The 12,510-nt window shown below is 40.7% G+C and carries 10 protein-coding genes and 3 pseudogenes; all 13 read left to right on the top strand.

What is annotated here, in order from left to right; genetic code table 11:
* The first annotated feature begins 44 nt into the window (after positions 1–44).
* The 13 genes and pseudogenes from flgH (at position 45) to PN838_RS05285 (ending at position 12,441) form a co-directional block, all read left to right on the top strand.
* Positions 45–722: a flagellar basal body L-ring protein FlgH gene (gene flgH / locus PN838_RS05345; protein WP_215962291.1), complete on the top strand. Its 678-nt coding sequence runs from the start codon at positions 45–47 to the stop codon at positions 720–722.
* Between the two features lie 8 nt (positions 723–730).
* A pseudogene (locus tag PN838_RS05340) lies at positions 731–1,829 on the top strand (flagellar basal body P-ring protein FlgI).
* Between the two features lie 33 nt (positions 1,830–1,862).
* A complete protein-coding gene (locus tag PN838_RS05335; protein WP_215962161.1) occupies positions 1,863–2,273 on the top strand; it encodes a hypothetical protein in 411 nt (136 codons plus the stop codon).
* A gap of 214 nt (positions 2,274–2,487) precedes the next feature.
* Complete coding sequence (gene flgJ, locus PN838_RS05330; protein WP_272179965.1) at positions 2,488–3,585, top strand: flagellar assembly peptidoglycan hydrolase FlgJ; 1,098 nt, start codon at positions 2,488–2,490, stop codon at positions 3,583–3,585.
* An 11-nt stretch (positions 3,586–3,596) separates the two neighbouring features.
* Positions 3,597–4,580: pseudogene (gene flgK, locus PN838_RS05325) on the top strand (flagellar hook-associated protein FlgK); the annotation flags it as partial.
* Positions 4,581–4,799: 219 nt separating this feature from the next.
* Positions 4,800–5,627 (top strand): flagellar basal body rod C-terminal domain-containing protein, encoded by an 828-nt coding sequence (locus PN838_RS27845; protein ID WP_441295810.1) that lies wholly within the window; start codon positions 4,800–4,802, stop codon positions 5,625–5,627.
* Between the two features lie 10 nt (positions 5,628–5,637).
* Positions 5,638–5,835, top strand: coding sequence for a hypothetical protein (locus PN838_RS05315; RefSeq protein ID WP_272179962.1), 198 nt, complete (start codon positions 5,638–5,640; stop codon positions 5,833–5,835).
* A 56-nt stretch (positions 5,836–5,891) separates the two neighbouring features.
* On the top strand, positions 5,892–7,463 hold the full coding sequence (locus tag PN838_RS26055; protein ID WP_502592180.1) for a flagellar hook-associated protein FlgL: 1,572 nt from the start codon (positions 5,892–5,894) through the stop codon (positions 7,461–7,463).
* Positions 7,464–7,799: 336 nt separating this feature from the next.
* Positions 7,800–8,102 (top strand): exonuclease domain-containing protein, encoded by a 303-nt coding sequence (locus tag PN838_RS05300; protein ID WP_272179961.1) that lies wholly within the window; start codon positions 7,800–7,802, stop codon positions 8,100–8,102.
* Complete coding sequence (locus PN838_RS05295; RefSeq protein ID WP_272179960.1) at positions 8,080–8,379, top strand: 3'-5' exonuclease family protein; 300 nt, start codon at positions 8,080–8,082, stop codon at positions 8,377–8,379. The genes PN838_RS05300 and PN838_RS05295 overlap by 23 nt, the downstream gene beginning before the upstream one ends.
* Before the next feature lie 323 nt (positions 8,380–8,702).
* A pseudogene (locus tag PN838_RS27005) lies at positions 8,703–9,182 on the top strand (flagellin N-terminal helical domain-containing protein); the annotation flags it as partial.
* 23 nt (positions 9,183–9,205) lie between these two features.
* Positions 9,206–10,459: a flagellin gene (locus tag PN838_RS05290; protein ID WP_370661002.1), complete on the top strand. Its 1,254-nt coding sequence runs from the start codon at positions 9,206–9,208 to the stop codon at positions 10,457–10,459.
* A gap of 236 nt (positions 10,460–10,695) precedes the next feature.
* The gene (locus tag PN838_RS05285) at positions 10,696–12,441 is read left to right on the top strand and encodes a flagellin (protein WP_215962155.1); all 1,746 of its coding nucleotides are present in this window, start codon (positions 10,696–10,698) and stop codon (positions 12,439–12,441) included.
* Positions 12,442–12,510 lie beyond the last annotated feature (69 nt).

Below are 12,510 nucleotides of genomic sequence, written 5' to 3'. Positions count from 1 at the left end.
TGTTATTCACGGCAAAACAACCCAAGGTTCAGTTTACCAAACGCATGTCAAAAGCATTAGCCGCGTCATTATGTGTTGTTTATTTATCAGCCTGTGCGGTGAATCATGATATTGAAGAAGAAGATACGTTTTTCGCACCTATAATGCCTGAAATCAAATCAGATGAAGTTGTTGCAACGGGGAGTTTGTATCAGAGTGGTTGGTCAAATGGCCTATATTCAGATACTAAGGCACGCCGTGTTGGTGACATCATCACAGTTTTATTAATGGAAAATACTCAGGCATCTAAGTCAGCTAAAACAGAAACTAAAAAAGAAACAGACGCGAGTTTATCACCGTTAGTTGGATTAAACGGTCTTGCACCAACCATTGGCGGTAATACGCTGCAGATGGGGATAGGCTCCGATGGCACTTTTAAAGGTGATGCCAAATCAGATCAAAGTAATAGCTTAAGTGGCCAAATTACTGTCCATGTTTTAAGAGTATTACCAAACGGAAATTTAATAATACGTGGCGAAAAATGGCTTACGTTAAATACCGGACAAGAATTTATTCGATTGACAGGCATTGTACGGTCAGAAGACATCAGTTCTGAGAATACTGTTGATTCAACCCGCGTTGCGAATGCAAGAATTTCGTACAGTGGTAAAGGCAGCTTGGCAGAAAGCAATGAAGCTGGCTGGATATCACAATTTTTTATGAGCTCGATGTGGCCATTTTAGGAGCAAATATGAAAGGTTTAATACTGCTATTTAGCTGCTTAATTGGTGTCGTTTCGATGCAAGCAGAAGCAACACGAATTAAAGACGTATCGATGGTCGAAGGTATTCGGTCTAATCAACTCGTAGGTTACGGGTTAGTCATTGGTTTACCATAAGCACCGGTGAACAAACACGATTTACGGAACAAAGCTTTAAAGCGATGTTAGGTAACTTTGGTATTCAATTGGATCCAAATTTAAAACCTAAAATTAAAAATGTTGCTGCGGTTGCCGTCCACGCTGATCTACCAGCATTTGCGAAACTATGGACAAAGTATAGATATTACCGTATCGTCAATTGGCAGTGCCGGAAGTTTGCGAGGCGGCACATTAATACAGACAATGTTAAAAGGTGCTGACGGCAATATTTACGCCGTTGCGCAGGGGTCATTGGTTGTTGGCGGTCTAGGCATTCAAGGCCAAGATGGTTCTTCGGTCACAGTCAATATTCCGACAGTGGGGCGTATTCCTAATGGCGCTACCGTTGAGAGAACCGTTCCAACGCCATTTGGAAACGGGGATTATATCACTTTCAATTTAAACGAAGCTGATTTTACTTCAGCTAAAAGGTTAGCTGATACAATTAACAACCTAGTCGGTCCTAATACGGCAAAACCATTGGACTCAGTTTCTGTCAGAGTCATAGCGCCAAGAGATATTGGACAGCGTGTTGCGTATCTATCAACGTTAGAAAACTTAGAATTTACGCCAGCCGATACGTCCGCCAAAATTATTGTAAATTCAAGAACAGGCACTATCGTTATAGGTAAAGACGTTAAGCTTAAGCCTGCTGCTATTACGCATGGTAGCTTGACGGTGACTATTGCAGAGAATCAAGACGTAAATCAACCTGAGCCGCTTTCAAATGGTGAAACTCAGGTAACAAACCAAACCATTATAGATGTAGCTCGTGATGATACCCGCGCGTTTGTATTTGACCCAGGCGTTAACCTTGACGACCTAGTTCGAGCGATAAACCAAGTGGGAGCTGCTCCATAGTGACTTAATGGCAATATTAGAGGCATTAAAGCAAGCTGGCGCAATTGACGGGCAATTGGTTGTAATTTAATTTAACTAAATAAAAAACAGGAAGGGGATCGATATGAGTTTCGCCCAAGTATTATTAACAAATGTAACTGCGAATCAAGATACAAATCATGCAATTCTAGAGATGTTAGAATTGGACAAAGACCAACAGGTTCAATACCATGTTTATGAAGTTGCTTACTTTGAAAAACAGATATTTTGCTGTCTCTCAGGTGGCGTAATTGAAGATAATGAAATTCAATTTACACCGGTTGGGCTTGGCGCATTTGAAGCACTTACCAATATTGAAGATGAAGAAGATTCTGAGTATTTTGCTGAGCAAATCGAGCTAGCCGAAGGTGGCATTGCAGCGCAAATCGAAGAGGTTTTTTCGCGTGTACCAGATAAATCTCGTGTATGTTTCATTGGTAATTTGAATGATGAAATGCAAAATGAATTAGGTAAATATTTTACTTTAGCTCACTAATCACCTCGTTATATATCCTGTTATAAAGCCGCAAAAGCGGCTTTTGACGTTTGAGTTCCAATCTCAATCCCAGCATTAGTAACTAGAAAATTTTAGTTATGACAAATTAGATTATCCAAAGCTTAACAAAAGCGACTTAAATAAGGCTTCTAACGAGTTGGCGCGTTTCTTGAAGTAATCACGTTATTATTAACTAATGTCAAAATAACGTCATATGAATCAGTTAGGCGATGCAGGTAATTATCTAGACATAGCGGGGATCCAGCAGCTCAAAGCGCATGCGGGAGCGAACCCTGATGACAAAGAAGCGTTGAAGCAAGCTGCTGAACACTTCGAGTCTATTTTCATCAATATGATGTTGCAGTCGATGCGAAAAGCGAACGCCGCGTTTGAAGAGGGTAACCCCATGCATTCAAACACGACTAAGTTTTTCCGTGATATGTATGACCAACAACTCGCTACTGACATGGCCAGTAAAGGCAGTTTAGGCCTTTCAGAACTTATCGTGCAACAGCTGTCCAATGATCCCGAACGATATCGTAATGGCACGACACTGAGAAACGACGCAACATTCGAGCGCCATGAATTTGGGAATACCTCTACAAACGCTCAAACTACAGATCCATTAAATCAATATCCTACGGATAAGTTGCCTCTAAGCGCATCATTGTTAGACCCTGCGTTGCTATCTCCGAACGGCGTTAAAAATCACTTCAACCAAATGGTCGATGATGCGTTTAAACATGTCGGTCTTACGGTCAACCCAGTGGCAACAGATATTGCCCAACAGCAGAAAAAAGAGCCGGTGGAATTTGATACACCGAAAGATTTTGTTAGTCAAATTTGGAGTTATGCCAAAAAAGCGGCATCTGAAATTGGTCTTAACCCCGCAGTTATGGTTGCTCAAACGGCGCTTGAGACAGGTTGGGGTAAACATATTATCGAAGATAAAAATGGTGAGTCGAGTTTTAACTTATTTAACGTTAAAGCGCATCGAGATTGGGAAGGCGCTAAAGCTGCACAATCTACTTTGGAGTTTGAAAATGGCTTACCGGTAAGAAAAATTGAACCGTTTCGTGTCTATGACAATTTTTCAGAGTCGTTTGACGACTTTGTCAATTTTCTAAAAAGCAACGGCCGATACGATGAGGCATTAGAACGTACTGACAATGCGGAACACTTTTTGCATAGTTTACAGAAAGCAGGCTATGCAACGGATCCGAATTATGCAGACAAGATCCTTGGCATTTTGCAAAGCAACAGTTTTAAAACAATGATTGGCGATTTAGACGTTAAACCGCAAGTCGAATAAGGGGTTAGAAAATGGCTAGTGGCATTTTAGGTACTGGTGTATCGGGGTTAGCAGCAGCTCAATTTGGGTTAGACACAACAGGTCATAACATTGCTAACGTTAATACCGAAGGTTACAGCCGACAACGTGTTGAAACTGAGTCTACGGTAGGTAACGCCTTTCGTTCTACTTTTCTTGGCAACGGTACTCAATTAGCTGCCATTACCCGAACGTTTAATGAATTTAATTACAATGAAGTTATCTTTAACGAAAGCCAATACAATTATAATGAAACAAGACTAACAAACGCCAGTCGATTAGATAACCTACTGGCCGATCCTGACACTGGCATAACCGCCACATTTGAAGAAATGTTTAATGGCATTAACGGTGTTGTTGAAGAGCCAACGTTAATCTCAGCTAGAAATGTCGTTTTGTCGACGGCTGAAAATACAGTAAAACGTTTTAATACTCTTTATGAAGAAGTAGCTGTTCAGCATATGGGGTCAATTAATGAAGAGATTTATACATCCGTTTCAGAAATCAATTCTATTACTTCTGAAATTGCACTATTAAACAGTAAAATTCAGGTTGAGAATGCTGTTGGATCTGAGGGCTTTGCCCCGAATGATCTGCTAGATAGCCGCGAGCAACTAATAAAAAGACTAAGTCAGATGACGCAGGTCGACACAATACAGCTAGATGATGGCACTGTGAATGTCACCGTTGGCTAGGGCGTAACTTTGGTTACTGGTGCCTTTGCATTGCCAATGTCTGTTATTCGCAATGAATTTGATTCTGGTATTTTAGAGATTGGCGTTTCGACCAAAGAAGATTCCGAATCAAAATCAATTGTTACCGACCAATTAAGCGGCGGTTCTGTGTCTAGTTTACTCGATGTCCGCGATGAAATGATAATGCCAGCGATAAGGGAGTTAGGGAAACTTGCTATCGTTATTGCAGATTCGTTCAACAGGCAACAGTCACTAGGGCGTGATTTAAATGGCGAAGTGGGGTCTAATTTATTTAGCGATATTAATGATCCACAGTTAGTCCTAAGTCGAACTTTTGGTGCGGTCACTAACCCAGTTGAATCTAAATTTGAAATCAATATTCGAAATTCCAGCCAACTTACAACCGATATTTATGATCTAGACTATGACGGTACAGATCTTATCGTGTCTGATGCAAAAGGCAATGTTATCGAGAGTTTTGATCCTGCCCAGATCGCACAAATGAATGCAGGCACTGAGTTAACAATCGGCAATACCGGTTTGTCTATGGCCATTGATACAGACAATATGACAGCGGGCGATAGGTGGCAAATCAATGCTTTGAAGAATGGCGCAAGTAAAATTGATATTGTGATTGAAGATCCAAAGCTCATTGCTGCGGCAGATAATTATTTTGAAATCGATTCTGTAACCAATACAAATAACGTGAGCTTGTCACTTTATGAAATTAATAATGTGAGTAATGCCAGTTATCCTTCACCGAACAATGTTCCTCCTTTACCGGATCCTATGCTGCAAATAGTAGTAGACGCAACCGGCACGCAGTACGATATTCAAGATAGTGCGGGCAACTCCGTTAATGGTGGGTTTCAAGATATTGCCGCAGATAAAATTATAAACGGCCCTGGATTTACCATGCAATTTGAAGGTGAGTTGGCAGGCAATGAAGTGTTTAATTTAACCCATGCAGATAATGATCTGATACCAAATGACAACAAAAAGTTTGGGCCGGGTGATAACACTAATATGTTAAGCATGTTGAACTTTCAGAGTAAAAAGACCATGGATAATGGACTAAATAGTTTCTCTGAGGGTTATGCAGATCTAGTAACAGCGGTAGGTGTAGACACTAAAAGTACAGAAATAGCCCGGGATTCCTATCAAACCTTATTAAGTGGTTCATCCGCAAGATTAGCCGCAGTTCAAGGGGTTAATTTAGATGAAGAAGCGGCAAATTTAATTCAGTACCAACAAGCATATTCAGCATCAGCGCGGATCATTACCGTTGCTCGTGAGACGTTCCAAACGCTCTTATCAGCGGCAGGTTAGGAGGTAATTTATGGCCACTAGAATAGCAACAGCAAATTATTTCCAACGAAACGTTGCTCAGTTGCAAACGCGTCAAGCAAACCTTGATAGAGCTCAGTTAGAATTATCCACGGGTAAGAAGATCATTAATCCGTCGGATGATCCCACAGGGGCAAATACGGTAATAAGACTGAAAAAAGAGATCCATAGGTCAGCGATAGATATTTAGCATCGCAAGATAGTGCTCGTCGCTACAATAGTGTTTCTGAGACTCAGTTAGATTCCATGACTAATACTTTGTACCGTTCTCAAGAATTGTTAACCCAAGCCATAAACGGAGCTTATGATTCTGCTGCCTTGCAGGCTTTAGGCAATGAAATTGGCGCTAGGGTTAGTGAATTTATGGGGCAAGTAAATGCAACAAATTCAGCAGGGGATTACATATTTTCTGGGTACCAGACAACTTCACCTGCCTATGAAATCGATCAATTTGGTTTTGCTCAATACCAAGGGGATGAAGGGATAAGAGATTTGCTTATCGCACCGAATACTTACGTAGATGCAAATGCAACAGGCAACGCATTTGTGGATAATTTAACGTCAGATTATGGTTATTTTACGCCAAGTTCAGACAAATTATCCACGGGGACAGTTACCAACCCTTCGGCTTTTAGGTCGCCAGCATTTCCAGAAACAACCTATCAAATTCAATTTAATGCAACGGGCGATGGCTACGATATAATAGACCTAGGCCTAGACCCTGCGAATCAAGTCTTAGATTCGGTGACGGGTTATTTGCCTGGAGACGAAATAACCGTTCAAGGGATCACGTTTCAAACTAATGGCTCAAACCCTCCAGTCGCGGGCGAAACTATAGACCTGTCACCACAGCGAGATTCTGAGTTATCAAACTTTGAAGTTAATTTTACTGCGGCAGGCGAGTATGAAATTGTTGACTTAGATAGAAACAAGGTTGTGGCTGGTCCAGTACCATTTGTAATGGGAGATACCATCGAGTGGGGAGGGCGTAAGTTCCCATCTGATCCAGCCGCCGCATTACCAGCTGTTGGCACAAGTTTTACTTTTGGTGAACCAACAAAAAACACGCAGTGGGTTATGTCTCAAGCATCCAATAGCATGACAATTAATGGCTCGCGATTTGTAGCAACAGCTAATGATGAAGCTCTCAATTCTGTAGATTTAAACACCCCTCCTGGTGATCTGTTACCACCGGATCATCCTTTATACACTCCGGGAACTTCAGGTTCGATGGTAATACCGGCAAACACTGGTACCGGAATACTGTCGGGGGCATTGTTTTGTATCCTGAAGATAATGTCATTGGTGATTTTAGGATATCTTTTATCGATACTATCGGCGATGGGGTTGCAGATAGTGTTAGAATGGATGAAATTGATCCAGTCACAAAACGAATTAAACCGCAACCTGAAGGTCAAAGTTTTGATACGGAATTCACCCATAGGTGAAGCAATTGTTGTTGCGGGTATCGAATATGAAGTCACAGGTACTCCAGCAGTAGGAGATACGTTTGAAGTCGCTCGGCCAGAAAACTCGCGCCGAGTAGAGGTGTTAGGTATGTTATTACATGAGTTGGATCAAGGACTTGTAACTACCGGTAATACTCGTTCTGAAATTGGTTCTCGTCTGAATATTGTCGATAATATGGAACAAGCCCAATTAAATTTCCAATCGATTACGATTTCAACGTTGGCGACGCTAGAAGAAGTGGATATTTACGAAGCGGTAAACAATTTAGAAACGTCGAAAGTTGCACTACAAGCAGCTCAACAGTCCTTTGTTAAAATTCAAAACCTAAGTTTATTTAATTACCTTTAACGTATAATGTCATGTTAACGAATCATATAATTCTCGTTAACATGACGTTTCATCCCTCATTACGTTACCTTCAAATCTAAATCTAAATCTAAATCTACTTCTAATAAGCTTAACGAATGCGCTACGAAACGCTAAACGAATTAGAATCATGTCGGCAAAGCCATCAAGTCTCAGTTTGTTTGTTTCTGTCCTTTTAATCATTTATATCTCTCATAGTTTTACTAATATTTTTTAGTATCGACTACTTTCATTACCTAATCGTTTTAGTCCCAATTCAATCCTTGCCAAATTATAAATTATTGGCATTATTAATCTGTAATTTCATCAGAATTGGTAATGGATATTCATTTGTTATTTGTAATCTACGACACTGAGTTCACCGCATGGGAAGGCTCAATGGCAAGACGTTGGTCAGAACCTTGGGAGCATAGAGAACTTATCCAGCTGGCGGCACTCAAAATTGAAGTTTGCGACACGGGATGTCAAATTTTAGAGTCCTTTTCTAGACATATAAAGCCAATTATAAATCCAACCTTAAGTCAATACGTGATTGACCTAACTGGAATAACTCAAACATTGATCGATCAAAAAGGCGTCAGTTTTCCGGCGGCGATTTATGATTTTAACAAATTTTGCTAAGGGCGATGACGTTAAACTGGCAAGTTGGGGTAATGATCAAAAGGTCCTAGCAGAAAATGCTGAGCTAAATGGAATTCGATTAGCGCCGAAGTTACTTGAACACATCGATTTAAGTGTGCCGCTGCGTAAAATAGAGAAATATAACTTTCAAGTATGCAGTGGTTTGTTACATAAACAAATAGGCATACAACTCAAAGGTCATGTTCATGACGCATTACACGACGTAAATAGTATTGTGGCCACTGTAGATCGCCTTAGTCAAAGAAAATCTGATTAGCATCAACTTGTTAGATCCCGTCGAAAATTGTTAATAGTTTTCCTCTAACACAATTTAAACGGCAACTGATTGCCATTACTTTCTCAGACGTCAATAATCTGCTTGTTAAAGCCAGCTCACACTAAACCTATAAAGTTCTCTGTTATTTATTTTCTTAAATTAAAATTAAGTTGTTGTTATATAAAGAATAAAAATCATTATTCAAATCGAAATATATTAGACTTGAGTATAAATAAATCGACTTCATTTTTGTTTTTTAACTTTGGCACGCATGTTGCTCACTATGTGTAACGGCAAAATTTTGTCATTGAGGAGATAACATAATGGGTATGTTTATTAACACAAACGTTGCCTCGATTAATGGGCAACGGAATTTAAATAACTCGACAGAAATGTTGCAAACATCTATGCAACGACTCTCGTCGGGATTACGAATCAATAGTGCGAAGGACGATGCGGCTGGTATGCAAATATCAAACCGATTAACTTCGCAAATTAATGGCCTTAACGTTGCGACACGAAATGCTAATGATGGTATTTCTATGGCGCAAACAGCGGAAGGTGCATTACAAGAAAGTACAAACATCTTGCATCGTATGCGAGATCTGTCGATACAGGCAGCCAATGGTACCTATTCTGACGGCGACCGGGCGGCACTTCAAGAAGAAGTGACACAGTTGCAACGAGAACTAGACCGAATTGCGGAAACCACAACGTTTGGTGATCGTAAGTTGCTTGACGGTACATTTGGTACAGAACAGTTCCAGGTAGGCGCAAAGCTTTCCAAACCATCGCGGTAAGCGTTGGTTCGTTCTATGCGGAAGATTTGGGTAGTGAGTCTTATGAACTCGGTGCATATAATTCAAATCATTCGGTAGGCAGTAAAGCGGCGACTAGTTCTGGCAACTTATCAAACTTTACCAATTCGGCGTCTGCGTTGAGTTTAGGTGCCGGTTTAGGTAACTTCTCGGTAGGTTTTTATTCGAATACATCGGGTGCTGTTTCTAATCCGTTTAATGCACTAGCAAATTCTGGTCTTACAGTTGAACTAGGTGTTAAAGGTTCATTAGGTAGCGCGACCGCGGTATTACTAGATGAGTTTGGTAGTGCCTACAATGTACAACGTTCTGTTCAGGCGATTACAACTGAGACAGGGGTTGATGCAGATGCAAGAACCACTGTAGCGTTGGATTTCTGGCAAGGCTCGTCAGACACTGGTATTTTTATGAATACCAATACTAATGAGCTAGACGCTGTCACCTTCCAGTTTGACCTAAAAGGTTTAAACTCTGGGATGGATGATGATCCGGCACGTATTAAATTTTCGATTGAAAATACTGAAGATTTATCTACAGCAGTTAACGCTATAAATGAAGCCGCTGGTGAAACGGGTATTTCCGCTTCATTAACAGGTGACGGGCGACTTGTTCTAACGAGTGAGCGTGGCGACAATATTCGCATGGAAAACCTACAAGTTTCAGGTAACTTGGCAAGTCAAGCTGCTATCAGAGCGACGACCTATACATACGAAGGTGAAGTTTCGGATGATAAAGACGCAATTTCTCAGGGTTGGTTAGTCAGTGCTGGTAATGGACAGTCTGTATTTACTGATACAAACTCGGTTTATGCGGAATTTGTTGGTGTCGTTCGAATGAGCTCCAATGATGATTTCAAAATGAGTCTTGTCGATACAACAACTGTCATGAATGACAATGCAATGATATTGCAAGGTACTGCAGGTACGACGTCAATTTCTAATAAAGAAACGGTTGACGACATTAATATCAGTACTGCCATCGGTGCGCAATTAGCAATCGATATAATTGACGGTGCTTTGTCACACATAGATAGTCAGCGTGCAGGTTTAGGTGCGGTACAAAACCGATTAACCAGTACTATTTCGAATTTAACAAATGTTATTGAAAATGCCAGTGGCTCTAGAAGTCGAATTCGAGATGCGGACTTCGCTATAGAAACTGCGCAACTGACAAAAAATCAGATATTGCAACAAGCCGGTACGTCTATTTTAGCCCAGGCTAACCAGTTACCGCAGTCTGCTCTATCACTACTGGGTGGTTAATTTTTGCCCTAACCCCTTGTTTATCCCTCATTTTAAACTCTCCAAGGCCCTTGGAGAGTTTTTTTTGAGTTTTTTATTAAGTTTTCCAATTAGCCGTCGATAAATACCTTGATAGAGAAATTTAAAGAAATAAAAAAACTTTAAATTTTTACTAAAGAATTCGTAGAACCTTCCGAAATAGAAGGTAACAGGCTTAAAAATTAGCTTAAAAAAGATAAACCGGAAGGGGAATTATCATGGCTTTAACCGTTCAAACAAACCCAACTTCGTTGAATGCTCAAAGAAACTTGAGTAAATCAGGTGAAAGTTTACAAACATCTATGCAACGTTTGTCATCAGGTTTGCGTATTAATAGCGCGAAAGATGATGCTGCGGGCATGCAGATTTCAAACCGTTTAACATCGCAAATAAATGGTTTGAATGTGGCAACTCGTAATGCAAACGATGGTATTTCAATGGCGCAAACCGCTGAAGGTGCGTTACAAGAAAGCACAAACATCTTACATCGTATGCGTGACCTGTCCGTTCAGGCAGCCAATGGTACATATTCTGACGGTGACCGTTCTGCTCTTCAAGAAGAAGTGGTTCAGTTACAACGAGAATTAGACCGTATCGCTAGTTCAACTACATTCGGTGACCGTAAATTACTTGACGGTACATTCGGTACAGAGCAATTCCAAGTTGGCGCTCGTTCATTTGAAACCATTGCGGTTAGCGTAGGTTCATTTTACTCAGAAGACATGGGTAATGAATCTTATGAATTAGGTGCGTACAACTCGAATCATACTATTGCAACAAAATCAGCAGTGAGTTCTGGTAGTTTATCGGCCTTTGCTAATACAGCTACAACATTAAGTGCAGGTGCTGGTTTAGGTAATTTCTCAGTTGGTTTTTATGGCACTACTTCTCAAGCTGTTACCGACCCGTACAAATCTTTAGCTAACTCAGGTGAAACTGTTGAGCTAGGTATCAAAGGGTACTTAGGAAGTGCAAACGCTGTACTTTTAGACGAGTTTGGTAGCGCATATGAAACTCAGCGTGCAATCCAATCAGTTGCAACTAAAACTGGTGTTGATGCCGACGCACGTAACACAGTTACGTTAGACTTCTGGCACGGTTCTACAGATACAGGTATCTTCTTAAATACAAGTACAAATGAGTTAGACGGCGTAACCTTCACATTTGACCTTAAAGGGCAAAATCAAGACGAAGGCGTAGGTGTTAAATTCACTTTGGAAAAAACAGAAGAACTTAGTTCAGTTGTTAACGCAATTAACGAAGCAGCTTCTGAGACTGGTATTTCAGCCTCACTTACTGGTGATGGACGTGTTGTTCTAACGAGTGAACGTGGCGACAATATCCGTATTGAGAACATGCAAGTTTCTGGCGACCTAGCAAGTTTGGCGGCTATCCGTGCAAATACCTACACATATGAAGGTGATGTTGAAAACGATAAAGACGTTATCGCACAGGGTTGGTTGATATCACGTGGTACAACTGAAACTGGTTTCACTCAGACAAACGCTGTATATGCAGAGTTTGTTGGTGTGGTAAATATGAAATCAAATGACGATTTCAAAATGAAATTTGTTGATACTACAACTGCAATGAATGAGAATGCGCATATCTTGCAAGGTACTGCGAATACAGCAACTTTGTCTGAGAAAAATACTGTTGACGATATTAATATCGGTACAGCGATTGGTGCTCAAAAAGCGGTTGATATCATTGACGGTGCATTAAGCTACATCGACAGTCAACGTGCAGGTTTAGGTGCGATTCAAAATCGTCTAACATCAACAATTAGTAACTTAACTAACGTTGTAGAAAACTCATCGGCAGCACGTTCACGAATTCGTGATACGGACTTTGCTACTGAGACAGCGCAGTTGACGAAGAACCAAATATTGCAACAGGCAAGTACTTCAATACTTGCACAGGCAAACCAGCTGCCGCAGTCGGCGCTAAGTTTACTTGGGTAATATTTCAAGCTAGACACAATGGAAAGCAAAAGGCGTGTCAAAACCCTTTTGCTTTTTTCGTTTTTAAAA

The sequence above is a fragment of the Psychrosphaera algicola genome (assembly GCF_028401425.1).
In the GTDB taxonomy this organism is placed as follows: domain Bacteria; phylum Pseudomonadota; class Gammaproteobacteria; order Enterobacterales; family Alteromonadaceae; genus Psychrosphaera; species Psychrosphaera algicola.
Note: the sequence above shows the minus strand (reverse complement) of the source record. Positions and strands in the feature narration are given on the sequence as shown.

Bases quoted from the DNA above. Each gene is read 5' to 3' on its own strand.
- flgH (WP_215962291.1), top strand. From the start codon at position 45: ATGTCAAAAGCATTAGCCGCGTCATTATGTGTTGTTTATTTATCAGCC.
- PN838_RS05335 (WP_215962161.1), top strand. From the start codon at position 1,863: ATGAGTTTCGCCCAAGTATTATTAACAAATGTAACTGCGAATCAAGAT.
- flgJ (WP_272179965.1), top strand. From the start codon at position 2,488: ATGAATCAGTTAGGCGATGCAGGTAATTATCTAGACATAGCGGGGATC.
- PN838_RS27845 (WP_441295810.1), top strand. From the start codon at position 4,800: ATGAATGCAGGCACTGAGTTAACAATCGGCAATACCGGTTTGTCTATG.
- PN838_RS05315 (WP_272179962.1), top strand. From the start codon at position 5,638: ATGGCCACTAGAATAGCAACAGCAAATTATTTCCAACGAAACGTTGCT.
- PN838_RS26055 (WP_502592180.1), top strand. From the start codon at position 5,892: ATGACTAATACTTTGTACCGTTCTCAAGAATTGTTAACCCAAGCCATA.
- PN838_RS05300 (WP_272179961.1), top strand. From the start codon at position 7,800: ATGGATATTCATTTGTTATTTGTAATCTACGACACTGAGTTCACCGCA.
- PN838_RS05295 (WP_272179960.1), top strand. From the start codon at position 8,080: ATGATTTTAACAAATTTTGCTAAGGGCGATGACGTTAAACTGGCAAGT.
- PN838_RS05285 (WP_215962155.1), top strand. From the start codon at position 10,696: ATGGCTTTAACCGTTCAAACAAACCCAACTTCGTTGAATGCTCAAAGA.